This window comes from Pseudonocardia alaniniphila (assembly GCF_022524485.1).
Classification (GTDB): Bacteria; Actinomycetota; Actinomycetes; order Mycobacteriales; family Pseudonocardiaceae; genus Pseudonocardia; species Pseudonocardia alaniniphila.
In genome coordinates this window covers 41,620-64,125 of record NZ_JAKXMK010000047.1, presented here as the reverse complement: position 1 = coordinate 64,125, position 22,506 = coordinate 41,620, and the positions used below count along the sequence as shown (strand labels likewise).

Annotated in this window: 23 protein-coding genes; 12 read left to right on the top strand and 11 right to left on the bottom strand. The window is 67.8% G+C overall.

Annotated elements, in window-relative coordinates:
• Positions 1-51: 51 nt before the first annotated feature.
• On the bottom strand, positions 52-516 hold the full coding sequence (locus MMF94_RS38895; protein ID WP_241042492.1) for a GNAT family N-acetyltransferase: 465 nt from the start codon (positions 514-516) through the stop codon (positions 52-54).
• Positions 517-752: 236 nt separating this feature from the next.
• On the opposite strand from MMF94_RS38895, the gene MMF94_RS38890 reads away from it, so the two are divergent.
• From MMF94_RS38890 to MMF94_RS38865, 7 genes are all read left to right on the top strand, one after another.
• Positions 753-1,772 (top strand): arylamine N-acetyltransferase family protein, encoded by a 1,020-nt coding sequence (locus MMF94_RS38890; RefSeq protein ID WP_241042491.1) that lies wholly within the window; start codon positions 753-755, stop codon positions 1,770-1,772.
• A 73-nt stretch (positions 1,773-1,845) separates the two neighbouring features.
• Positions 1,846-2,433: an AAA family ATPase gene (locus MMF94_RS38885; protein WP_241042490.1), complete on the top strand. Its 588-nt coding sequence runs from the start codon at positions 1,846-1,848 to the stop codon at positions 2,431-2,433.
• A 1,043-nt stretch (positions 2,434-3,476) separates the two neighbouring features.
• Positions 3,477-4,997: a GMC family oxidoreductase gene (locus tag MMF94_RS38880; RefSeq protein WP_241042489.1), complete on the top strand. Its 1,521-nt coding sequence runs from the start codon at positions 3,477-3,479 to the stop codon at positions 4,995-4,997.
• Between the two features lie 498 nt (positions 4,998-5,495).
• Complete coding sequence (locus tag MMF94_RS43500; protein ID WP_277398931.1) at positions 5,496-5,828, top strand: SH3-like domain-containing protein; 333 nt, start codon at positions 5,496-5,498, stop codon at positions 5,826-5,828.
• Positions 5,825-6,136, top strand: a complete 312-nt coding sequence (locus MMF94_RS43495; RefSeq protein WP_277398930.1) for an SH3-like domain-containing protein — start codon at positions 5,825-5,827, stop codon at positions 6,134-6,136. Before MMF94_RS43500 ends, MMF94_RS43495 begins: the two co-directional genes overlap by 4 nt.
• A 2-nt stretch (positions 6,137-6,138) precedes the next feature.
• Positions 6,139-6,765 carry a nitrile hydratase subunit alpha gene (gene nthA, locus MMF94_RS38870; protein WP_241042488.1) on the top strand — a complete coding sequence of 209 codons (627 nt, stop codon included), beginning with the start codon at positions 6,139-6,141 and terminating at the stop codon, positions 6,763-6,765.
• Positions 6,762-7,901 (top strand): MIP/aquaporin family protein, encoded by a 1,140-nt coding sequence (locus tag MMF94_RS38865; protein WP_241042487.1) that lies wholly within the window; start codon positions 6,762-6,764, stop codon positions 7,899-7,901. The genes nthA and MMF94_RS38865 overlap by 4 nt, the downstream gene beginning before the upstream one ends.
• A gap of 169 nt (positions 7,902-8,070) precedes the next feature.
• On the opposite strand, the gene MMF94_RS38860 is transcribed toward MMF94_RS38865, so the two are convergent.
• The 4 genes from MMF94_RS38860 to MMF94_RS38845 all read right to left on the bottom strand — a co-directional run bounded on the left by MMF94_RS38860 (position 8,071) and on the right by MMF94_RS38845 (position 10,659).
• Positions 8,071-8,349, bottom strand: coding sequence for a GlsB/YeaQ/YmgE family stress response membrane protein (locus MMF94_RS38860; RefSeq protein ID WP_241042486.1), 279 nt, complete (start codon positions 8,347-8,349; stop codon positions 8,071-8,073).
• Between the two features lie 346 nt (positions 8,350-8,695).
• The gene (gene msrA / locus MMF94_RS38855; protein WP_277398929.1) at positions 8,696-9,214 is read right to left on the bottom strand and encodes a peptide-methionine (S)-S-oxide reductase MsrA; all 519 of its coding nucleotides are present in this window, start codon (positions 9,212-9,214) and stop codon (positions 8,696-8,698) included.
• Positions 9,215-9,356: 142 nt separating this feature from the next.
• Entirely contained in the window at positions 9,357-9,863 is a 507-nt protein-coding gene (locus MMF94_RS38850; protein ID WP_241042485.1) for a hypothetical protein, read from the bottom strand.
• A gap of 247 nt (positions 9,864-10,110) precedes the next feature.
• On the bottom strand, positions 10,111-10,659 hold the full coding sequence (locus tag MMF94_RS38845) for a carboxymuconolactone decarboxylase family protein (protein WP_241042484.1): 549 nt from the start codon (positions 10,657-10,659) through the stop codon (positions 10,111-10,113).
• A 150-nt stretch (positions 10,660-10,809) separates the two neighbouring features.
• Here MMF94_RS38845 and MMF94_RS38840 point away from each other — a divergent pair, with 150 nt between their 5' ends.
• Together MMF94_RS38840 and MMF94_RS38835 are read left to right on the top strand one after the other, a co-directional pair.
• Positions 10,810-11,463: a CGNR zinc finger domain-containing protein gene (locus MMF94_RS38840; RefSeq protein WP_241042483.1), complete on the top strand. Its 654-nt coding sequence runs from the start codon at positions 10,810-10,812 to the stop codon at positions 11,461-11,463.
• A gap of 210 nt (positions 11,464-11,673) precedes the next feature.
• Positions 11,674-14,418 (top strand): helix-turn-helix transcriptional regulator, encoded by a 2,745-nt coding sequence (locus tag MMF94_RS38835; protein ID WP_241042482.1) that lies wholly within the window; start codon positions 11,674-11,676, stop codon positions 14,416-14,418.
• Between the two features lie 48 nt (positions 14,419-14,466).
• On the opposite strand, the gene MMF94_RS38830 is transcribed toward MMF94_RS38835, so the two are convergent.
• The gene (locus MMF94_RS38830) at positions 14,467-14,868 is read right to left on the bottom strand and encodes a GlcG/HbpS family heme-binding protein (RefSeq protein WP_241042504.1); all 402 of its coding nucleotides are present in this window, start codon (positions 14,866-14,868) and stop codon (positions 14,467-14,469) included.
• A 443-nt stretch (positions 14,869-15,311) separates the two neighbouring features.
• Here MMF94_RS38830 and MMF94_RS38825 point away from each other — a divergent pair, with 443 nt between their 5' ends.
• A complete protein-coding gene (locus MMF94_RS38825) occupies positions 15,312-15,665 on the top strand; it encodes a hypothetical protein (protein WP_241042481.1) in 354 nt (117 codons plus the stop codon).
• Between the two features lie 133 nt (positions 15,666-15,798).
• Here MMF94_RS38825 and MMF94_RS38820 read toward each other — a convergent pair whose 3' ends face one another.
• Entirely contained in the window at positions 15,799-16,035 is a 237-nt protein-coding gene (locus MMF94_RS38820) for a hypothetical protein (RefSeq protein ID WP_241042480.1), read from the bottom strand.
• A 15-nt stretch (positions 16,036-16,050) separates the two neighbouring features.
• Here MMF94_RS38820 and MMF94_RS38815 point away from each other — a divergent pair, with 15 nt between their 5' ends.
• Together MMF94_RS38815 and MMF94_RS38810 are read left to right on the top strand one after the other, a co-directional pair.
• On the top strand, positions 16,051-16,413 hold the full coding sequence (locus tag MMF94_RS38815) for a TraR/DksA family transcriptional regulator (protein WP_241042479.1): 363 nt from the start codon (positions 16,051-16,053) through the stop codon (positions 16,411-16,413).
• A 73-nt stretch (positions 16,414-16,486) separates the two neighbouring features.
• Positions 16,487-17,143, top strand: a complete 657-nt coding sequence (locus MMF94_RS38810; RefSeq protein ID WP_241042478.1) for a Clp protease N-terminal domain-containing protein — start codon at positions 16,487-16,489, stop codon at positions 17,141-17,143.
• Between the two features lie 289 nt (positions 17,144-17,432).
• Here the strand turns inward: MMF94_RS38810 and MMF94_RS38805 are convergent, their stop codons facing one another.
• The 4 genes from MMF94_RS38805 to MMF94_RS38790 form a co-directional block, all read right to left on the bottom strand.
• A complete protein-coding gene (locus MMF94_RS38805; RefSeq protein WP_241042477.1) occupies positions 17,433-17,633 on the bottom strand; it encodes a hypothetical protein in 201 nt (66 codons plus the stop codon).
• A gap of 114 nt (positions 17,634-17,747) precedes the next feature.
• On the bottom strand, positions 17,748-17,906 hold the full coding sequence (locus MMF94_RS38800; RefSeq protein ID WP_241042476.1) for a hypothetical protein: 159 nt from the start codon (positions 17,904-17,906) through the stop codon (positions 17,748-17,750).
• A 167-nt stretch (positions 17,907-18,073) separates the two neighbouring features.
• A complete protein-coding gene (locus tag MMF94_RS38795; protein ID WP_241042475.1) occupies positions 18,074-20,497 on the bottom strand; it encodes a LuxR C-terminal-related transcriptional regulator in 2,424 nt (807 codons plus the stop codon).
• Between the two features lie 157 nt (positions 20,498-20,654).
• Positions 20,655-22,295, bottom strand: a complete 1,641-nt coding sequence (locus MMF94_RS38790) for an amidohydrolase (RefSeq protein ID WP_241042474.1) — start codon at positions 22,293-22,295, stop codon at positions 20,655-20,657.
• Between the last annotated feature and the right edge of the window lie 211 nt (positions 22,296-22,506).

Below are 22,506 nucleotides of genomic sequence, written 5' to 3'. Positions count from 1 at the left end.
CGCCGCCGTGGACCGCGCGGTGCTTCTGCCGGTCCTCGCCGAGCAATCAGCTCACGGCAAGTGGCGGACCATGGCGACGCCGAGCGGGCCGCGGCCCTTCCCCGCGACGACGAAGCCGGCCCGACTGTAGAGGCGCACTGCGGGATTGCGGATGTGGACGTTGAGGGCCAGCTGGTCGTAGCCGTGGTGGGCAGCGCGGGCGGTGAGCGCGTCGAGCAGACGACGACCGACACCGCGACCGCGGTCGGCGGGCATCACCGCGATCACGAGCTCGGGGACCGGTGCGCCGTCGGGTGTGACGACCAGCAGGGGTTCCCGGAAGTGCCACCAGGCCGCACCGATCGGATGACCATCGTGGTCGAGCGCCAGCACGCTCGTATCCGGTGATGGAGGAAGGCCTTGCGCCAGCAGGGGATCGTCGGCCGGGGGCAGCGGGCGGCCCTCGATCGCCGAGGCGAGTCGGGCCATCTCGACGATGAACGCCGCGTCGGATGGCTCGCCCGTTCGAACCGGCACGTCGAAAACGGTACAACGCACTTCCGTGGACGCAGCAGCGTCCAGGTCGGCACCGGCGCCTGGAAGGTACGCTGTCAGGCGGTAGCCGGGCGCGTGCTGTGTACTCGGTCCAGCACGCTTTCCGTATTTGTCAATCAAGAGCGCGCAGAAAACGGGAATCGACAGCGTCGAGCGCCTTTTTCGTATGATCGGCGCATGGGGTCGAAGCAGTGCGATCCGCCGATACCCGAAGCTGCGTGTGTTCGGATGACGCACAGCCCGAATCGATGTTTTTCTCCGCTGCCACCTGTCGATCGGTGTCCGGTTGGGTATCATGGTATTTCCTTGTTTCCGCGTCCGACGCGTGGCCATTCCTTGCCACTTCGAAGCTGACGGGACACCGCCCGATGACTCTCACCCACGATGACGCCGCTGCGCCGACGGCTGCTGTCGACATCGCCGCCTACTTCCACCGAATCGGTCTTTCCGGTTTCGAGGAGTCGGCAGCGCCCGATCTCGCCACCCTTGGGCAGATCGTTGCCGCGCACGCCCAGTCGATCGCCTACGAAAACCTCGACAAGTTCACCGGGCGCGACGTGCACCTCGACGTGGCCGCCCTCGGTGCCAAGCTGGTGCACGGCGGCCGCGGAGGCGGGTGCTTCGAGAACAACATGTTGCTCCGCTACGTCCTCGACGCGCTCGGCTACCGCACCACGGGCCTGTCGGGCCGTGTCCTGTGGAACCTGCCCGATGACGCGGTCATGCCCCGTCTCGGCCACATGCTCGTGCGTGTCGACCTGCCGGAAGGCCCGCACATCGTCGACGTCGGGTTCGGAAGTCTGACGATCACCGGCGCGCTCGCGCTCGAGTCGCACGGTGAGCAGGACACGCCACACGGTCCGTATCGCCTGCTGCCCGACGGCTCCGACTACGTGGTGGAGGGGCGCACGGGCGAGCAGTGGCGGCGGATGTACCGATTCGACCTGTGCGAGCAGCTCTACCCGGACTACGAGATGGCTTCGTGGTACAGCTCGCACCACCCGGAATCGATGTTCGCCAGCGAGTTGGTGATCGGCCGGGCCGGCGTCGGCTGCCGATACACCATGTCAGGCGGCGTTTCCCGGGGTGCCGAGCTCGCTGTCCACCACGTCGACGGGCCGTCCGAGCGCCGCAGCCTGGATTCGCCGTCCGCTGTTCGAGCCGCACTGGAGAAATACTTCCTGATCGACCTCTCCGGGCTGCCCGACCTCGATTTTGCTCTCATGCGCTTGTTCTGAGCCGGCCGGACACGGCAGCTTCCCACCGGGAAGGCTTGCGGACCATCGGAGAAGCCGGTCGTCAGGTTCTCGCGTGCCGACCGAAATCTCTCCGGGCCGGGCGGCCTTCGATGGACATGGACAACGGCTGGGCCTCATTCGCTATCATCTGGCAGTGGGCACGAGAAACTACCTGATCGAAGGCGTTTCGGGGACTGGAAAGACGTCGGTCTGCAAAGAATTACAGCGGCGCGGCTACCATGCCATCAACGGTGACCGTGAACTGGCGTATCAAGGCGATCCGGAAACTGGTGAACCGATGGATGGCCCGGTTGTCCATGAGCACCATATCTGGCAGGTGGACAAGGTGGAAGCCATAGTTGCCGGCCGGGACGAGTCGATAACCTTCTTCTGCGGAGGTTCCAGGAACTTCTCGAAGTTCATAGATCTATTTGACGGAGTTTTTGTCCTCGAGATCGACCGTGACACATTGAACAGGCGACTTGCCGAGCGACCGGAAGACGAGTGGGGTGGGAAACGATCGGAACGGGATCTCGTATTGCGATTGCATCAAACGAAGGAGGACGTTCCGGGAAACGGTATCGCAATCGATGCAACCGTGCCGATCGCGCATGTCGTTGACGAGATCCTTCGCCGAAGCGAAGCAGATGGGGCACTCTGACTTCGCGAACTGCTGTGCGACGCCGCAACGGCCGCCTGGTCGCCGGCGGTTTGGTCGGCGGGAACTCGCCGGGCCGGCAGCAACGTGATGCACGAGCCGGGTCGGCACGCGACCGGCGCCCACCGTGTTCGTACTTCTTTGATCTATCCCCTTGCGAGGGTGGGGACGGTGCTCATCTCAGCTCTGAGTTGATCGAGTCGCCGAGTGTGAGACAGAGGCGCCTCCGTCCAGCGTTGTGCGCCGCAGTGACAAACCTGCCGCCAATTCCGTGGCGCCTCCAGGCAGCACGTGGAGCCGTCGTAGATCCAGTCGTGCCGGCCCCGGTCGAGGCACGCCCAGTAAGTCTGCTGGGCGTCTTCCGGCACATCCGGCGGGAGCCGGGGGCAGCGGCATCGCCCCGGTGTCGCACCAGCATCCATCCTCATTCAGACCTCTGGTTCGCAGGGTAAGTGCATCGATCCCTCCTCTGTGGAGGCCCGAACGATATGCCAGCGCGATGCAGAGGCGCGAGGTTTCTGCGTTTCGACCGAGGGACGCGGGCGGGTCGTGTCATCCCACCCATCCGGACTCCGCGACGCGATGTACCGGCGCAGCTGAGCTGTACCTCGCTCAGGATGCGACAGATCGACCTCGATGCCGCCGGCGAGATCGTCAATCTGTCCTGAGCCGGCGGCAGGCCACGATCTGGGACACGTCCGCCGAGGTCGGGTGCTGTGCGTCTCGCCCGGATCGGCCGCGCTCGTCAACGCCGCAGCACAGGGGCTCCGCAGTCGACGAGCCGCGTGGCCGGCGGACTGTTGCCGGTGCCCCTGGCGGGACGTTTTCTCGTCAGCGGCAGGCGTTTCGTCATCGAGAGTTGCAGGAGCAGATCCGGAGCGTCGATGCTGCTGTCGGAGGCGCTGCCGGCTGTCGCGCTCCGCTGACACGCAGTGCGCTGCAGCGGCCATGAAACTGACATCGGCCGGCCCCGAACCGGCGGTGCCAACCTGGTGGGGGCGCGTGGACGGTCCGGGCCCGGTCCTGCTCAGTGGGGAGCCGTAGAGATGCCTGCGAACGGCGGTGCGGAGACAGCCGACGTCCTGATCGTCGGCGGCGGGTCGGCGGGCGCGGTGCTCGCCAACCGGTTGTCGGCGGACCCGGCGCATACGGTCCTCCTGGTCGAGGGCGGTCCCGCCTACGCGTCGGACCAGTACCCCGCCTCTCTGCGGGACCCCGCGCGGGTCGGTGACGATGTCGAGCACGACTGGGGCCTGACGGCGACGATCGATGACACGGGCCGGGTGATCCGGACGCCCAGGGGCAAGGTGCTCGGGGGCAGCTCCGCGGTGAACGCGGCGGTCGCCCTGCGCGCCCGCGCCGATGACTTCGAGAAGTGGGCCGCCCACGGGGCCACCGGGTGGTCCTTCGAGGAGGTGCTCGAGACCTACCGGGCGCTGGAGAACACGCCCGACGGCGACCCGCAGCTGCGGGGGCGGTCCGGGCCGTTCCCCGTCCGCCTGCGGACTCGCGCCGAGCTGACGCCCTCGCTGCGGGCGTTCGTCGACGCGTCCGCGGCACAGGGGTTCGCGAGGCTCGACGACCCGAACGGCACGCAGCAGAACGGCGTGACCCCGTACCCGCTGAACGTCGTGAACGAGGTACGACAGAACACGGGCCTGGTCTACCTGACCGATGAGATCCGCAGGCGGCCCAACCTCACGATCTGGGGCCGGACGACGGTCGACCGCGTGCTGTTCGACAGAACGACCGCAACCGGCATCGTCACACTCGACGGGCAGGTGCTCCGGGCCGGCGAGGTCGTCCTCTCCGCCGGCACCTACGGCAGCGCCGGGATCCTGATGCGCTCCGGGATCGGCCCGGCCGCAGACCTCGGTCGGCACGGAATCGAGGTCGTGAGTGACCTTCCCGTCGGCCGCCGGTTCCAGGACCACCCCTTCTACTACAACATCTACGCACTGAAGCCGGACGCCAACGCGATGTCCCCCGCGGCAGGCGCCATCGTGTGGACGCGAAGCGCAGAGGCCGTCGGCGACGAGCTCGATCTGCACATCTCGGCCACTCACCTGGCCGATCCGGGCATCAGCCCGACAGGGGGAGCGATGGTGCTCGCGACCGCCGTCACGCAGCCGGACTCGATCGGCTCCGTCTCGCTGCGTAGCCGTGACCCCAAGGACGGCTTGGCCATCAACCTCAACTTCCTCGCCGAGCCGCGCGACCGGCGCCGCATGATCGAGGGTGTGCAGATCAGCCGGCGGATCGGCCGCGATGCAGCGATGGCGGCGGTTGTCGACAGTGAGCTGACCCCCGGGCCGGACGTGCGCGACGACGCCGCCCTCGAGCAGGTGATCCGACAGCAGTTGGACACCTACCAGCACCCCACCTCGACCGCACCCATGGGCGGCGACGACGACCTGTGGTCCGTGGTCGACAGCGTGGGCAACGTCCGGGGTGTGAGCCGGCTTCGGGTCGTCGACGCCTCGATCATGCCGCGCGTGCCCTCGACCGCCCCGAACGTCACCACGATCATGCTGGCCGAACACATCGCCCGCACGAGCATGCTCTGAGGTGACCGCCCGGGCTGTCTGTGCGACACCCACCCTGGCCCACGGGCCGCGGCCCGCGGCGGTGCTCACGGGCTGACCGCCCACTCGCGGCGACCAGGAACGCAGGAGAGCCGACAAGACCGGCGAACCCGGCCACGATGTCAGCATCTCGTTCTCCAGTAGATTCCGCGGTTCGACGACAAAATCACGCAGTTTTGCCGTCAACCTCCTCGACGAATGCCCGTGCGACGGCAGTCTGTCCTCTTCGTGGCCTACTGGGTTTACCACGGTCCTCGTGGTCCCCGGCCGATTCTCCGGCAGCTGTCCGAGATTCCTCCCGGGGGTTATTGACGGCTGGCGAGGGCGACCCGAGGCTCGTAACGAGGGCCACTTCCGGGGGCCCTCGCAAGGACCGTGGGAGATGGACGACATGGGAGGCCAGAAACGTCGGTGCCGGAACATTTCCGAGTCTTAATCCTGGGGGACCGGGAAGAAGTGCCAATCGAACGGGAGAAGTGAATGACGGAGAAGAGCAGGCTGGTGGTCCACCCACCGCACGATCTCGGTGGGGTGCCCGCGGGGCCGTTGATCCGGACCGAGCAGGACATGACGCCGTTCGAGAAGAGCTGCCACGCGCTGCTGAACGTGCTCAACAAGCACTTGCTGGTCAACACCGAGGAGAAGCGGCGGGGAGTCGAGGACCTCGGGTCGGAGATGGCAGTGAAGCTGACCTACTACGAGCACTGGGCGGTCTCGGCGTCGGAGGTCCTCATCCAGAAGAACATCATCACCAGTGAAGAGCTGGGGACGAAGATGACCGAGATCAACGAGCGCCTGCGGGAGGAGGCGTGACGACGACCCGGTTCAAGCAAGGCGATGCGGTACGGATTTCCGCGCGGTACGCCCCCGGGCATGTGCGAACGCCTTTCTACGTTCGCGGAAAGCAAGGATTAATCGAACGCGTGCTGCCGCGTTTCATCAACCCCGAGCTGGAGGCGTACGGGGTCAACGAGGGGACAGAGACGCAGCTGTATCGCGTGCGGTTGAGCCAGAACTCGCTGTGGCCGGACTACGAAGGCCGGTCGTCCGATGTGGTCGAGCTCGAGATCTTCGAGCATTGGCTGGAGCCCATCCAGCTCGTTGCGAACGAGAAGGAGTGACCGTGGAATCACATACCCACGCCGACCCGCACGCGCCGATCGAGGAAATGCCGGAGGGCCCTGACTACTTCGACGTTCTCCAGATGGCGATCCGGGAGATCCTGGTCGAGAAAGGCCTGATCGGCGCCGACGAGGTCCGGGCGATGATCGAGACTCTCGACGCGCACGAACCGGCCCACGGCTCCGCTCTCGTGGCGCATGCCTGGTCCGATCCCGCTTTCAAAGAGCGGTTGCTTGCTGACGGCACGGCCGCCATCAAGGAGTTCGGGATCGACAACTACGACGGAACGCAGCTCATCGTCCTCGAGCAGACCACCGACACCCACAACCTCGTCGTGTGCACCTTGTGCTCGTGCTATCCGCGACCGGTCCTCGGATTGCCGCCGGACTGGTACAAGAGCCGCCCGTACCGGGCCCGAGCGGTCCGCGAGCCGCGGGCGTTGCTGGCGGAGTTCGGCACGCACGTGCCCGACGACGTGACGATCCGCGTCCACGACAGCAACGCGAATATGCGCTACCTCGTTCTTCCGATGCGCCCGGAGGGCACCGATGGCTGGAGCGAGGAACAACTCGCGGAGCTGGTCACCCGGGACGCGATGATCGGTGTGACGACGGCCCGCAAGCCGTGACACTGGCCGGACGGTTCCGCGGTCGGCTGCTTGATCGGCAGGCCGAGGGGTTGCTGGCCTCAGGGGCTGCCGAAGCGCTCGGAACTGCGCTGCTGGTCTTCGACGCACTGAGCGCGATCGCGGTGACGATGGCTCCGGCAGCTCCGCTGCGAGCCTGGCCGCTGGAGATGCGTCTGCTCGTCATCGGTCTCGCTGTCGGAGGCACCGTCGCGGTCTTCGCCGTCACGCCCCCCGGAAAGAGGTCGGGCGCGCACCTCAACCCCGCGGTGAGCTTGTTCATGGCCCTGCGCGGCGCCTTGCCGGCTCGTGATGCGTTCGTGTACTCCCTGGCACAACTGATCGGGTCGGTCGTCGGTGTGCTCGTGGCACGTCTGTGCTGGGCCGGGCGGATGGACGAGGTCTCGAACGGCCTGATCCAACCCGGCCCTGGTGTGGGCGCACTGGGTGCTGTGGTCGGCGAGACGCTCAGTGTCATCGTGTTGCTGTTCGTGCTGTCCTGGTTGGTTTCCAAGCCACGGCCGCGCGAGACACCGTGGGTGATCGGCGGGCTGATCGCGGTTCTGATCGTGGCGACCGGTCCGACCTCCGGGGGGAGCTTCAACCCCGCACGCGACTTCGGTCCGTTCGTGCTCGGTTCGGACTTCCGCTTCTTCTGGCTCTACATGCTCGCTCCGCTCGGGGGCGCGGTGATCATCGCTGCTGTCCTGCGGCTGACCGGCGTGTGGTCTCCTCGGACCTGCAAGCTGTGCGGGCCGGCCTTGGACACCTCGGACCAGCCGTCCCGTCAGGAGGCCGTCGTCGACTTCCCACTGTCGCGGACGGTCAGGCAACAGCTTGAGCTGGCGGGTTTCACCATCCACGGCGTGGGCCCGGCAGGAGGAGTGGAGGTCAGGCCGTGCCCGGCCGAGTACGGCGGTGGGTTGCTGGTCAGTTGGGCACCGCACGTCGCGGCCTTCTCGCCCATCGATGAGCGGGTGACCGCGGTCGAGAAGATCATGGCGGACACGCTCGTGGACGTGTTGTCGGAACTCGGGTTCACCGCAGAGCGTCTCGGCGAGTCGTTCTCGGTCCGGATCGCGGACGCGGGGTCGCCCAGCCGTGCGACGCCGGACCGCGTGGGGAAGGAGGCTCGATGAGCCCTCAGGCGGCTCGTCGATCGTCGGCCGGACCGCTCCTCGCTCGAGGTCCTCGGTGACCCGGAGTTGCCGGCCGTCGCGCTCCTGGAGGACGAGGCCGGGATCGAGTTGCGATAACGACGCCGGGCCCACCTCGGAGTGAGGTGGACCCGGCGCCGTGGAACGCGTGTCAGCGGCGTACTGAACGACGCCCGTAGAGGTTCGACACGAGGATCACGCCGATTGCGGCGACGACGACCTGCACGACCAGTTCGAGCCAGTCGATGCCGCTGGTGGCGGTCGGGACGCCGAGCGCGCGGGCGATGAAGGTCCCGATGAATGCCGCCACGATCCCGATCACGATGGTGAGCCAGATGGGGATGGGCTGCCGGCCGGGAACGACCAGGCGCCCCAACGCCCCGATGATCGCTCCGACGACGATCGCGGTGATGATGCCGGTGATGGTCACAGTCCCTCCAGCGCACGGCGGGCCGATGCTCGGCCCGGTCTGAGGATCTGTTCCCGTTCGGGGCCCGGCGGAATCCAGGATCGTGCGCTGTAACCGATTCGAGACCGACCCCGAGCTGCGAGGTTGGCACCGGCCCGACAGACCGTCACAGCACGGTGAGCAGACCCGCTCCGAGAAGGCCGCCGACAACGGCTGCTCGTACGGTTCGCGGATCGGGAATCGAGGAGCCACCAGTCACGCCGTGAGACTGAGCCAACCCGGCGGCAGGCCACCCGGGCCGAGGTCAAGTGGTGACGGTCCTTACCAACTCGACCTCGGGCAAATCGGGTGTCGACGCGGTGGCCGGTTACCCGGCGACGGCGTCGCTTCGTCGCGGCAGCACCCAGTTCGGCCGCGGGAAGTGGCAGGTGTACCCGTTGGGGTAGCGCTCGAGGTAGTCCTGGTGCTCGGGCTCGGCCTCCCAGAACGGCCCTGCCGGCGTGACTTCGGTGACCACCTTTCCGGGCCACAGGCCGGAGGCGTCGACGTCGGCGATGGTGTCCTCTGCGATGCGGCGCTGCTCGTCGTCGAGGTAGAAGATCGCGGAGCGGTAGGACATTCCGATGTCGTTGCCCTGGCGGTTCTTCGTGGTGGGGTCATGGATCTGGAAGAAGAGCTCGAGCAACTCGCGGTACGAGGTGACGGCCGGGTCGAAGATGATCTCGATCGCCTCGGCGTGCGAGCCGTGGTTGCGGTAGGTCGCGTTGGGTGTGTCGCCGCCGGTGTAGCCGACGCGGGTCGACACCACTCCAGGGCGCCTCCGGATGAGGTCCTGCATCCCCCAGAAGCAACCCCCGGCGAGGACGGCCTTCTGCTGTTCAGTCACTGTTCACTCCTAGTGTTCGCTCTGCGGTGCGTGTCGGTTCTGGTGTGCTCCCTACCAGCATCCAGGTGACTCCGATGCGGTGCCACATGTCGAGTACCGGGTCACTGCCTCGTAGCCCTGCGCCTGCTGGACCGATTCCGGTTCAGGTGATCTTGCGCAGCGTCACGTCCATCGATGCGGCCCAGCTCACGCCGTCGGCGCTGGACTCGTGGTGGGCAACCTGGGTCATGCCGGCGTCGGTCATCGTGACGGTGCAGCGCGTTCGCTCTCCGATCCACCTGATCACATCGCCCTCGATCTCCAGCCGTGAGCGGTGGACGTTGCCGAAGCTGTCGTGGAACGTGGAGCCGTACGCCTCGCCGTCGACGCCGATGATCTCGACGCCGCCGACAGCCGTGTCGCCGATCCTCCCGAAGGCCGAGTGCACCACGACGAACCCACCGGGCGCCCACTCGTAGACGTCGCTGGTGAGGATCGGAACCGAGGGGGTCTGCGTGGTCCCGATCGTGCGACCTTCGTTGATCCACTTGCCGATGAGGACGTCGAGCGCCTGGTGACGGCCGTCGCGGACGGGCGCCGCTCGGTCGGTGTACTCGATACCGGCGGCGACCTGGACGACGCGGGCGGACTCCATGGCGGGACGGGACATCGGGGCTCCTTCGGAGGTGGTGTCAGACGATCCGTCATGGAGTCGGGGCCGACACGGCCGTTTCGACATTCGTCGCGCCGTCGTTGCTGCTGTCCTCGGTCAGCAGATTGGCGCTCCGTGGCCGAGGAGCTCTTCGGTGAGCCCCTCGGCCACGGAGCTCGGTCGGCCGGTTCCCACCATCTGAAAGGTGGTCCTCGGCCTGGCTCGTGATCGGATCCGGGTCACTCCGACCAGTTGGGTGTCGGCGTCAGTTCTGCTCGTGCGGTGTGACGGCCGGGAAGTCGTTGTCGGTGTCCGCGAGGATGTTGAAGTAGTTGGTGAGGATGTTGAGCGCGAGGTTGCCGACGACCTCGGCGATCTCGGCGTCGGAAACCCCGGCGGCTCGGGCGGTCTTGAGCACGGTGTCGTCGACGGCGCCGCGTCCCCTGGCGATGGCGTCGGACAGCGCCAGGAGAGCGGCGACGTGAGGATCGGAGGACTCGGCGTGCCGCGCGCGCTCGATCTCCTCGGGGCTGAGCTTGGCGACCTTCGAACCGATGAAGGTGTGGGCCGACAGGCAGTACTCGCAGCGGTTGTACTCGGCCGCGGCGAGGGCGAGCTGCTCACGTGCGGGCGCGGAGATCACTCCACCGCTCAGGGCGGTGGACAGCGCGAGGTAGCCCTTCAGCACAGCGGGACTGTTGGCCATGGCCTTGGCCATGTTCGGGACGGACCCGAGGGTCTTCCTCGTCTGGACGAGCACGTCGGCTGCGGCGCCCATGGCGTCGGCGGGTTCGATCTGAGGCAGCGCGGACATGGTGGTGTCCTTTCCGTGGCGGTATGACCACTTTCCAGATTCTAATGTATGGACGGCATCGCATCCATTAGCCACGCTGCCACGCGTGTGGGCTGCTGTCAAATGGGGAGATCGGCATCAAACCATTAGTTTGCGTGGTACGGTGGGCAGATGAGACGTCCAGAGGTGCCCGCGGGCGCCACGTTGCTCGGTGAGCCGCTTGCGGTTGAGCTGATGAACACGGTCCGGATCGACCGGGGCGACGTGCAGGACGCACTGAGTGACGACGCCGCCGCGGTCGGCTGGCTGTACGCGGTCGGCGATCGTCTGGAGGTGGAGTCCGGCGGAAGCGTGGATTCGGCGGAGCTCGGCGGGGGAGCCACTGCTGAGGTCGCCGGGCGGTTGCGCGGGTTGCGCGCCGCTCTGCGCCGATTGGCTGCGGAGACGACTGACGATCCACGTGCTCCGGTGACGTCCACCATCCCGGCGCGGCAGGACGCGATCGACACCGTCAACGCTCTCGCGCCGGCCTGGCCCGAGCTGCTCTGGCCGGCCCGCGGGGAGCCGGCGCGAGCCTTCCGGACAACCGGCGCCCCCGGCGAACTCGCGGTCTCCCTGATCGCTCACCAGGCCGTCGAGCTCTTCGCGGGCGCGCAACGCAACCAGCTCCGCGCGTGTCTGGCCCCTGGCTGTCTCCTGTACTTCGTCAAGCAGCATCCGCGGAGGGAATGGTGCTCGGCCGTGTGCGGCAACCGGGCTCGCGTCGCGCGCCACTACCAGCGTCACCACGCCGAGAACCACCCGTCGCCTACGGGCAAGGTGTAGTAGCCACGATCGACCATTCCGCTGAGATTCCCTCGGCGCAGGGCGCAATCCGTCCTGCCGGGCGGCGGCACGGATTGCGTCCGATAGGACGGGGATCGGTGTTCATCTGGGCCGGCGGGCGAATAGCTGGGCACACCGTCCTGAGTCCCAGAGGATGGCGCCCGGATCGGCGTCGCAATAACGTGTGGTGCCTCGACGATGGGCTGACAGGTGACAGCGGTATTGCTGGACCGGCGCAGCGAGCGTGATCTGCTCAACCGGCTGCTCGAAGGTGTCCGGACGGGACAGAGCCGCGCCTTGGTAGTGCGCGGTGACGCCGGTGTGGGCAAGACGACGTTGCTGGAGTATCTGCTGGGGCGGTCGGCGGACTGCCGAGTGGTACGGGCCACGGGTGTGCAGGCCGAGATGGAGTTGGCTTTCGCCGGGTTGCACCAGGTGTGTGCGCCGATGCTGGATCAGCTCGCGCTTCTGCCGGATGCGCAGAAGGGGGCGGTGAGTACCGCTTTCGGGTTGAGCGCCGGTAGTCCGCCTGATCGTTTCCTTGTCGGGATGGCGGTCCTGGGAATGTTCGCCGAGGCTGCCCGGGAACGGCCACTGGTGTGTGTGGTGGATGACGCGCAATGGCTGGATCGTGCGTCAGCGCAGGTGCTCGGATTCGTTGCGCGCAGGCTGCTGGCGGAGTCGGTGGCGATCGTTTTCGCGGTGCGTGAGTCCACCACGGGCCGGGAGCATTCCGAGGTGCCGGAGTTGGATGGTCTGGCGGAGGTACTGGTCACCGGCCTGCCCGACGAGGATGCGCGCGCGCTGTTGTTGTCGGAGCATCGCGGTCCGGTCGATGAGCGGGTGCTGGAGCGGGTGCTCGCGGAGACCCAGGGCAATCCGCTTGCGCTTCTGGAGTTGCCGAGAGGGTTCACGCCGACGGAGTTGGCGGGCGGGTTCGGGCTCTCGGGTCGGGGCAGGCTGCCGCGTCAGATTGAGAAGAGTTATCGGCGGCAGATCGCGGCCCTGCCGGTGGAGACTCGGCAGTTGTTGCTGGTGGCGGCGGCGGAGCCGGTGGGTGACCCGGTGTTGATGTGGCGGGCGGGTGAGCGGCTCGGCGTCGGCGTCGAAGCGGCGGCGCCGGCGGCAGCGGCGGGCTTGGTCGATTTCGGCGACCGGGTGCGGTTTCGGCATCCATTGGTGCGGTCGGCGATCTACCGCGCGGCGCCGCCGGAGAGCCGGCGGGCCACGCATCTGGCTCTGGCGCAGGTCACCGATCCGGATGCCGATCCGGACCGGCGCGCCTGGCACAACGCTCAGGCGGCGGCCGAACCCGACGAGGACGTCGCTTTCGAACTCGAAGGCTCGGCTGGGCGAGCGCAAGCTCGCGGCGGTCTGGCCGCGGCAGCCGCATTCCTCGAACGTGCAACCGAGCTGACGCCGGACCCGCGACAGCGCGGGCAGCGAGCACTCGCTGCGGCACGGGCCAAACACCTCGCCGGCCTGCCCGACTCGTCGCTGAGACTGCTTTCCGTGGCGAAGGCGAGCTCGCTGGCCGAGCTCCAGCGCGCCGAGGTCGACCTGCTGCGTGCGCGGATCGCATTCACGATGAACCGCGGGGGTGAGGTCTCGTCGCTACTGCTCAAAGCTGCCGCCCAGTTGGAGCCACTGGACCTCCGGCTGGCTCGCGACACGTACCTGGATGCGTCGATGGCTGCCTGGTTCGCCGCCCATCTCGCCAGCGGCGGCGACATGCGCGAGGTGGGCGAGGCCGTCCGGAACGCACCGGTGCCGCCGCGTCCGTCGACCGCGGATCTCCTCCTCGACGCCTTGGCGCTGCGCTTCACGGAGGGATACGTGGCTGCCGCCCCCAGCCTGAAGCGGGCACTTCGAGTCTTCCGCGACCGAGGCCCCTCCGGGAACGAGGGCCTGAGCGTGCCCTGGTTCACCTACATCGCCGTCGCCGCGCTTCTCGCGGACGACGAAACCTATGACGTGCTCAGCATGCGTTACCTCCAGCTCGCCCGCGATGCCGGCGCGCTCGCACTGCTGCCGCTCGCCCTGACGGCCCGCATCAGCTGGCACACCTTCGCCGGCGAGCTGAACGTGGCGGCGTCCCTGCTCGAGGAACAGAAGGTGGTGCTCGGGGAGACCGTTCTGCCCGTCGCGTCGTACGGCACCATGTTGCTCCCTGCCTGGCAGGGTCGCGAAGCGGAAACCCTCGAGCTGATCGAGGCTGCCTTCGAGGAGAACACGCGCCGCGGCGAGGGGACCGGCGTGATCTGCTGCGGGTGGATGAAAGCCCTGCTGTGCAACGGCGTCGGCAAGTACGACGAGGCGCTGACGGCTGCGCGGCAGGCCACCGACCCGCCCGTGGAGATCGGCATGCCGACCTGGGCATCCCTGGTCGAGCTCGTCACAGCCGCCGTCCGTGTCCGGCAGCCGGCACTTGCGGCTCAGGCGTTCCAGCGGCTCAGCCCGCTGACCAGGGCCAGTGGCACCGACTGGGCGCTGGGGATGGAGGCGCGCTGCCGTGGCCTGCTCAGCGGCGGGCAGGCCGCCGAGAGTGCCTACCGTGAGGCGATAGAGCGTCTGGGTCGCACCGGCATTCGCGGTGAGCTGGCGCGGGCGCATCTGGTTTACGGTGAGTGGCTGCGTCGTGAGCGGCGGCGGTCGGACGCGCATGAACAGTTGCGGACGGCGCACGAGATGTTCAGCGAGATGGGCGCGGAGGGGTTCGCCCGGCGCGCTGCTCGTGAGCTGGGAGCCACCGGCGCGACGGCGCGAAAGCGCAATGTGGAGACCTGCAACGAGCTCACCGCTCAGGAGATGCAGATCGTCCGCCTGGTCCGCGAGGGGTTGTCCAATCCCGAGATCGCATCCCGGCTCTTCCTCAGCCCCCGCACCATCGAATGGCACATGAGCAGAATCTTCACCAAACTCAACATCACCTCACGACGGCAATTACGCCGCTGAGCCCTCCTTCGTCAAGACGACGAAGCGGTGGACGGGACCGTCGCGGCGTCAGAGGGAGGCGGCGCCTGCTTCGGCGACGGTCTGGTCCTGGTCGCCGGTGCCGCCGCTGACGCCGATCGCGCCGACCACCTTGCCGTCGCGGGTGAGCGGGATTCCGCCGGCGAAGATCATCACCTTGCCGTTGTTGGAGGCGAGGATTCCGTAGAAGTCCTGGCCGGGCTGGGAGTTCTCACCGAGGTGCTTCGTCGTGATGTCGAAGGCACGGGAGGTCCAGGCCTTGTTGATCGAGATGTCGACCGACCCGATCCAGGCGCCGTCCATGCGGATGTGGGCGATGAGGTTGCTGCCGGCATCGACCACCGCCACGTTCATGGGTTGGCCGATCTCCTCGGCCTTGGCCTCGGCGGCAGCGATGATCTTGCGAGCGTCGGCGAGCGTCAGTGCGGTCATGGCGTTCCTTCGGTTGTGGTGTGGAGCGCTCTGTCCGCAGTCGAGGTACCCGCCCGGGGGCTCGAGCAATGCTCGGAAGGGTGGAGGCGGGGTGAAGCCGTCGAACTCGCGTTCGAGGAGCTCGGCGAGGCGCAGGGGAGTGTGGTCCTCGACCGTCGGTCCGACGAGCTGAACTCCGCCCGGGAGGCCTTCCGCCGAGCGGCCGATGGGAGCCGCGGCGCCCCTCATTGCAAATTTGAAAGTCAGATGGTTAGCGGTTCGCCGAGATGCCTGCGATGAGGTTTGTCCTTACTTTTTCATCAAAACGATGTGACGTGTGAGAATGGTGTTGTCATCGTCGGCGCCACCTGGCGCAAACCCTGCTGTCCGGGTATCAGGGCTGACCAGCACGCTCTCGTTGAGCCGCCATGACCGGTCGATGCCCCAATGGAGGTTCTGCATCGATGACTGACGATCTTTGGTCCAAGCCTGACAAGGGAGATCTCTACAGCACGGCCATCCCGCCCGCACAGACTCCATCCTCTTCCTCTCAGGGCGATCCCGTTCTTCCCTGGTATCAGTCCAGAATCGAGGAGGAACAGAGCCGGCGTGAACGGCGGGATGCTCGCTTCGTCATGCTCGGAGGCCTGGGTGGCCTCGCCCTCGGAGTGATCACGGCGATCGTCCTGGCGGCAACCGTCCCCGAGGTGATGGGATCCCCGTGGATCCAGTTGTTGGTGGTCCTGACCGGTGTTATCGCCGGAATTCTCGGCGGGCTGATCCCCGGTCTCAGGTTCCACGCCGGCAAGCTCAGATAGTCCGACAAGCAATTTGGTCAGGCCGCTGGATGAGATCCATCCAGCGGCCTGATGCTTGCCGGCCGTCACGCGTCGGTCTCCACAGGCTGGCGCGTGGGCGGCTCGTCACCCGTAATCGGGGCCTAGCGCTCGATCAGACAGAGGTGCTCGATGCTGCGGTCGGGTCGCACGCACGGGACGTAGGCCCCATCTCGCAGGTGCCGGGACGGCCGCTCGCTGCGGACTCCTCCAGCGCGGCTGCGAGAAGCGAGAGCCCGGAGTCGAGAAAGCGGCTGGTGAGGACGGTCGCCTTCCAGTCCGGCGCGGTGAGGGTTCGGAAGGGCGCGTACCGGCGTCGGTTGCTTGCCCAGCGGAACCGTCGCACGCTCATGCCCGTTTGACCTGCATGTACAGGCCCGAAGTCGCTGCGCGGCTCGCTGTTGAGCGGGAGGAGACGGCGGATCGGATCGCCGGGCTGGAGCGGCAGGTCGGGTCGTTGGCGGAGGAACAGGCCTTCACCACGCACGACGACGAGCACGATCCAGAAGGGGTGACGATCGCGGTCCAGCGCGCGCAGTTGCAGGGACTGCTGGCCGGCGCCCGACGGGATCTGGCCGCGCTGGATCGGGCGGTGGATCGCCTGGCCGCGGGTGGTTATGGCCTGTGTGCGCGGTGTGGGCGTGCCATCGGCGAGGCGCGGCTGGAGGCACTGCCCGTGGCGGAGACCTGCATCGCCTGCGCGGAGAGGCGATCGGGCCGCGGACGCTGACGGCACATAAGCAGCTTGCGTGTGGGGTTATAGAGGGTTATAACCCCTTGTGCCCATAGCCTCGGAGGCTGCTGTGCCCAAGATCAACGTGTACCTGCCGGACGACCTGGCCGCCGCGGTGAAGGAAGCCGGGGTACCGGTGTCCTCGGTGTGCCAACAGGCGCTGGCAGAGGCGGTACTCGCAGCCACCGGCGGCACAGCGCCCAGCGGAGGACTCGAGATGATCGAGACGGCAAGTTGGAATCGATTCACAGCCCGGGCACGGAGCGCGGTCGATCGCGCGCTGCGCAACAAGCCGGCCACCACTGTCGAGCTCCTGAGTGCCCTGGTCGAGGAGGGCGAGAACTTGGCGTTGACCGTTCTCGCCGCGCTCGACGTGGAGCCGCCGGACGTCGTCGCGGAGGCCCGGGGACACGGCAACGGCACTGATCTGCGCGGCGCTCTGGATCGAGCCGTCAGCGAGGCGGTCCGGCTGCAGCACAACTTCGTCGGGTGCGAACACCTGCTGCTGGGGCTCGCCGCCGGGCCGGACGACGACGGCGTCGCGGTTGCTCTCCGAGCCATGAGCGCCGATCTCGCCAGGCTCCGCACAGCGGTCAGTGCCGCGGTCGCCGGCGTGGTGTTCAGCCGAACCCAGCAGGCCACGGCAGGCCTGTCCGCGCCGGTTCGCGCCATTCTGGAGGACATCCGGTCGAGGCTCACCCGGCTGGAGCGGGGAACTGCGACGTAGCTCGTCGTCGCAGCGGACCCAGAGCGGACTTTCGCCGTCAGCCGGCGTCGCGTCGGGGGATGCCCTGCACCAACTCGGTGTCCACCCCCACGGGACCGAAGTCCTCGGCGCCGCCGGGTTGCCCTACCGGCTCCTTCCGGCCGGGGAGCGGTTCGGCGAAGAACCGGATGTTGTCCGCGACGTGGGCGCCGCGGAAGGCCGACGTGCATGTCCTCGTCGTACCGGTAGATCAATTCATTGCACTCGGAGCACCGAAACACCTTGGCTTCGTTCTGTGGTGCGAGCGGTCTCATCCGGATGGTGATGACGAGAACGCGCCGGCCGGAACCAGGTCGTTCGGCCTGAAATAGGGGAACAGCTCGCGCTGCTGCTGCATCCCCTGATGGGTCACCATGGTGGCGAAGACGTCCTCCTTGACCGGTTCCTTCTCCGGGGTGTCGCTGCCGAACCACCCGAGCGGCTCCTGGGGCGCGTCGATCTGCGCGGTCATATGGTTTTCTCCTTTCTGGTCCGTGCAGTCGATCTTCGAGAGAACCTCACTGGTCGCACCGCGAGATCGACGTGAAACAGACGCCGCGGCCGGTGCGCAGCACCAGGGGACGCGTCAGACGATCGCCGTCAGGTCGTCGAGGGACACCATGAACTCGGCCATCGAGGCCTCCTGGAATGAATCTTTCGCGCGCAGCGCCCTGGCCGGCACATGTCGATCGCCGTTGATCACTAACGCCGTGTGATGGCGTAGGTGTGCGTTGATCCCGACCATAAGGACGACAACGTCAACGGGGCTATGGGTAACAGGGCGCCAACCGTGAAACGGGTATACGCGCCGAAGGGAAATGGGTATGCCTACCCCTTGACGCGCAGTCGCCGTGCGTGGCGTCCCCCAGGACGTACTGCTCTCTGGCGAAGGCGTGCTCCGACCGGATCGCGTCAGGCCGACGCCCGATGCGTGACCACCCACGCTGCGATCTGCACGCGGGAGGAGAAGTTGAGCTTGGCCAGGATGTGCTCGACGTGCCCGTGCACCGTGCGCTGCGAGATGACCAACTCCTCGGCGATGGCGCGGTTGGTCAGTCCGCGGCCGATGAGCGCGGCGACCTCGGACTCCCTCCTGGTCAGCGGGTTGTCCGCTGAGCCGGTCGGCAGAGAAGCCGGAGCGGGGGTGGACGCCGCAGACCCGGGCGAGGGCGGTGCCGTCGACGCCAGCGCCGCCGTCACGTCGCGGGAGCTCGCGAGCTCGGCGCCCCTCCGGTACGCCGCGGCGTACGCACGTTCCCCCAGCGTCCGTTGGATGCTCTGCTCGCAGTCCCGGTGGTGGACCAGCAGGGCGGGCAGGAATGTCGTGATGCTCTCGCTGCGACGGCTGAGCGCGTCAGCGGCCCCGAGGAGAACGGCGGCGCGCCGGGCATCCCCCTCCTCTGTGGCGATCCACGCGAGGGTGTCGAGGCACGACGCAGCGACGAGGGAATGTCCGACGTCGTCCGCGATCCGCAGGCCCTGGTGGAGCCGGGCCCTGGCGTCCTCCCGGCGGCCACTGCGCCACAGCGAGACGCCCATCCCCCACAAGATGTAGGACCGGTACACCGACTCGCCGCGAGCTCGGCTGATCTCCAGGGCGTCCTCGAAATACCGGATGGCGCGGTGGCCGGCTGACTGCAGTTCATGAGAGAAGGCGAGCAGGACGAGGGCCGACAGACGGAGAACGTCAGGGGCCTCGTCGGCGCGCAGCACGCGGACGGCGTCCTCGAGGTGCGTCTGGGCACGCCCGCACTCGGCGCGGAAGAGCGCGGCGGTCCCGTCGGCCAGCGCGACGATCCCTGGCGCCGTGGGGTCCCCGCTCGACTCCGCGATCTCCCTGGCTCGGGCGACGAGGACATCGGCCGCGTCGAGATCGCCCTGCGACGCGGTGAGCACGATGTCGGCATACAGGGCCATGGTGACCTCGCCGGAGACCTCTGCACCGGCCTGCGCGAGCAGCCGATCGAGCCAGTGGCGCCCCTCACTGAACAGAGCGCGTGAGTTCCAGAACGGGAACAGGGCGGCCGCCGTCCGCAGGCCCCGCCGCGGGTTCTCGAGGGCGCAGTAGTCGAGGACGTAGCGGAAGTTCGACTGCTCGCGCTCGATACGGGCGATCCACCCGAGCTGCCCGGGCCCGATCCACTGATCGCGCGCCGCGACGGCGAGGTCCTCGTACCAGCGGGAGAGACGCTCGTGTACGTCGTGCTCGTCCCCGCGGGCGCGCGACCTCTCTCGCCCGTACTCCCGGGAGGTCTCCAACATGCGGAACCGGACCGGCGCGCTCCCCGAGTCCTCCCGCACGAGGATCGACTTCTCGACCAGCGACGTCACGATGTCGAGCAGCTCGTTCGGACCGCCGGTGTCCCGCTCGCACATCGCCTCGACCGCGTCCTCGCAGACCGCCGTGATGGCGTCGATGTCCATGCTTCCGGCGAAGTACGACAGGCGCGACCAGACGAGCTGTTCCGGAGGGCTGCAGAGGTCATGGCTCCAGTCCATGCACAGCCGGAGGGTCTGCTGGCGGGTCGGGGCTCCGCGGCCTCTCTGCGTGAGCAACGCGAACCGGTCGGCGAGCCGCTCGAGGATCTGCGCAGGCGACAGCGTCCGCAGACGCGCCGCGGCGAGTTCGATGGCCAACGGCAGCCCGTCCAGCCGCCGGCAGATGTCGGCCACGGTGGCCGCGTTGCCGTCGGTGAGGGTGAACCCGGCAACGGCGACCGTGGCGCGGTCGACGAAGAGGGTGACGGCGTCGGACTGCGACAGGCCTGTGAGCTTCGCATCACCGGCGCCGCCAGGCACGGTCAGCGGCGGAACGCGCAGGAGGACCTCTCCGTCGGTGCGCAGTTCCTCGCGGCTGGTGCACAGGATGCGCACCCTGCGACACCGACGCAGCACGCGTTCGGACAGCGCCGCGACGGCCTCGACGACCTGCTCGCAGTTGTCGAGGACCAGCAGGCACCCGGTGTCGGCGAGCACGTCGACGAGCGCGTCCTCGAGTGGCCTACCGGCAGGTGCCCGCACCCCGAGCGTCCCGGCGACGACGTCGACCAGCAGGGACGCGTCCGACAGCTCACCCAGCTCGACCAGCCACACACCGTCGGGAAAGGCATGCCGGACCTTCTCAGCTGCTCGCAGCGCCAACCTGGTCTTGCCGACCCCACCGATCCCGGTGAGCGTCACCAAGCGCGCCGAACCGAGCAATCTCCTGGCTTCGGCCAGTTCGTTGTGCCGGCCGACGAAGCTCGTCAGCTCGATCGGAAGATTGCCCTCGGCGCCACGACAGCGCAGCGCACCGTCGTGCTGCTCGCTCAGGCCGGCTGACGGGTGTTCGGGCACGTCCGCCCCTCGACCGGCTGCGGCAGCGCTCGATTCGCATCGAGGCACACCGACCATTGAACCAGCTGCGGCGTCCGCCGAACCCGTATCCGCAGGTCCACGGCCTGGGAATGCGAGGAAAGGCGTGAATGGTCCTGGTGGCCGACGTGCACGGATGCTAGCTCGCGAGCGCCGCGTCGTGAGTCGTGCGACCACCGACGACGGTGAGACTCGGTGTGAGGTCGCGTAGTTCCGAGATCGAGCAGTTTCGCGGATCCGTGGGCCAGAGCGTGAGGTCGGCGAGCCTGCCCGGGGTGAGACGGCCGCGCAGGTCGCCCTCGCCCACCAATCGGGCGGCGTCGGTCGTGTGGAGCGCGATCGCCTCGTCGCGGCTGATCGCGTGCTCCCGTCCCTGTACTCCCACCACCGTCTGCCTGGTGACCATGCCCCACACCGATGGCATGGCACCGAACGGGCCGACCGGGAAGTCCGACCCGGCCGTGACGAAGGCGCCCTCGTCGATCCACTCGCGGGCCGGGAACAGGTTCCCGACGCGCTCCTGTCCCCAGTGGCTGATCCCGACCTCGGCGGTGTCGTGCAACAGCGGCTGCTGGATCGTGACGGGGATGCCGAGCGCGATCGCTCGTGCGCGTTGTTCAGGGCCGGCCAGACCGCCGTGTTCGATGACGAGCGAGTGCGGTGGGAGCCCCGGATTGCGTTCGAGGACGTTCTCGTAGGTGTCGAGCAGGATGCGCACCGCGCGGTCGCCGAAGGCATGCGTGCCGACTCGCCACCCTCGCCGCACAACGCGCTCGATGGCTTCGGTCAGCGCGTCCGGTTCCCACAGCAACAGGCCGCAGAAGTCGTCGTGCCCGACGTAGGGTTCTTCGGTCGCGCCGCCCTCGAGCCCGCCGTCCAGCATGAACTTCATTCCCCAGACGCGCAGCCAGGGATCGTGTCGGTAGCGCCACGGCTCCATTCCGTCGAGGAGCCCGTCGACATCCGACGGGTCGGCCGTACCCATCGCCGACACCAGGGCTCGGACGCGGGTGCCGAGTCGGCCGGCGTCGAGCGTGCGCTGGAGGAGGTCGAGATCCGGCAGCGGTACGGCGCAGTCCCGGACGGTGCCGATCCCGGTGCGAGCGTAGTCGTGCGAGGCCAGGTCCAGGCCGGAGATACGGCGCTGGTCGTCGGCCGGTGGAAGAAGGTGCTCGACCAGATGGATGGCGGTGTCAACCAGCCTGCCGTTGAGCGTGCCGTCGGTGTTGCGGCCGATCAGACCCCCTGGCGGCAGGGGCGTGTCTTCGGTGATGCCGGCCAGTCGCAATGCGAATGAGTTGACGACGTCGTTGTGGCCACCGCGCTTGACGAGGATCGGATGCCGGTCCGTCGCGGTGTCCAGTTCTGTCGCCGTCGGCATCCGGCGTTCGGCGAGGTTGAGCTCCTGCCAGTTGGTGGTGGTGCGGATCCACTCGCCGTCCGGGGTGATCGCCGCTCGCTCTCGGATCAGGTCGAGGAACTCGGCGATGTCCTTGGCGCGATGGACGGGGACGTCGTGCGCGCCGTGCGCGGCGAAGATGAGGTGGGTGTGCGTGTCGTCGAAGCTCGGGAGCACGGTTGCGGTCGGCTCGTCGATGACGGTGGTGCCGGGCGTGATCCGGTCGTCCAGGCCGTGACGGTCCGCCGACACAGCGACGATCCGGTCGCCGCGGACAGCGACCGCACGCTGCGCCTCCTGGCCGGTGACGAGCGTGTGCACAGCCCCTGCGCGGATCACCATGTCGGCGCCCGGCTTCAGGTAGGCGGAACGATCGGGCATGAGGATCTCCACTCTCGGATCCGTTGGAGGCGGTCGTCACGGCCTCCTGAGCACCGAAAAGGTATCGCGCCTGATTTTCGGACGTCAAATTTCCGGCACAAGGCTTCTGGCGGGTGAACCGGACGAGTTGGCCGAACGGAGCCGGCCGTTCCATGGTCGGATGACGTCCGCCGCGCGGTGACCTCCGGGGTCCGCAACAGGTGACACCATG

What these genes read in the sequence shown, in the direction of transcription:
- MMF94_RS38790 (WP_241042474.1), bottom strand. Translation starts at nt 22,295, where the DNA reads ATGCCCGATCGTTCCGCCTACCTGAAGCCGGGCGCCGACATGGTGATC.
- MMF94_RS38805 (WP_241042477.1), bottom strand. Translation starts at nt 17,633, where the DNA reads ATGACCGCGCAGATCGACGCGCCCCAGGAGCCGCTCGGGTGGTTCGGC.
- MMF94_RS38825 (WP_241042481.1), top strand. Translation starts at nt 15,312, where the DNA reads ATGACTGACGATCTTTGGTCCAAGCCTGACAAGGGAGATCTCTACAGC.
- MMF94_RS38820 (WP_241042480.1), bottom strand. Translation starts at nt 16,035, where the DNA reads ATGAGCGTGCGACGGTTCCGCTGGGCAAGCAACCGACGCCGGTACGCG.
- MMF94_RS38845 (WP_241042484.1), bottom strand. Translation starts at nt 10,659, where the DNA reads ATGTCCGCGCTGCCTCAGATCGAACCCGCCGACGCCATGGGCGCCGCA.
- MMF94_RS38815 (WP_241042479.1), top strand. Translation starts at nt 16,051, where the DNA reads ATGTACAGGCCCGAAGTCGCTGCGCGGCTCGCTGTTGAGCGGGAGGAG.
- MMF94_RS38830 (WP_241042504.1), bottom strand. Translation starts at nt 14,868, where the DNA reads ATGACCGCACTGACGCTCGCCGACGCTCGCAAGATCATCGCTGCCGCC.
- MMF94_RS38840 (WP_241042483.1), top strand. Translation starts at nt 10,810, where the DNA reads ATGAGACGTCCAGAGGTGCCCGCGGGCGCCACGTTGCTCGGTGAGCCG.
- MMF94_RS38800 (WP_241042476.1), bottom strand. Translation starts at nt 17,906, where the DNA reads ATGGTCGGGATCAACGCACACCTACGCCATCACACGGCGTTAGTGATC.
- MMF94_RS43500 (WP_277398931.1), top strand. Translation starts at nt 5,496, where the DNA reads ATGACGGAGAAGAGCAGGCTGGTGGTCCACCCACCGCACGATCTCGGT.
- MMF94_RS38880 (WP_241042489.1), top strand. Translation starts at nt 3,477, where the DNA reads ATGCCTGCGAACGGCGGTGCGGAGACAGCCGACGTCCTGATCGTCGGC.
- MMF94_RS38850 (WP_241042485.1), bottom strand. Translation starts at nt 9,863, where the DNA reads ATGTCCCGTCCCGCCATGGAGTCCGCCCGCGTCGTCCAGGTCGCCGCC.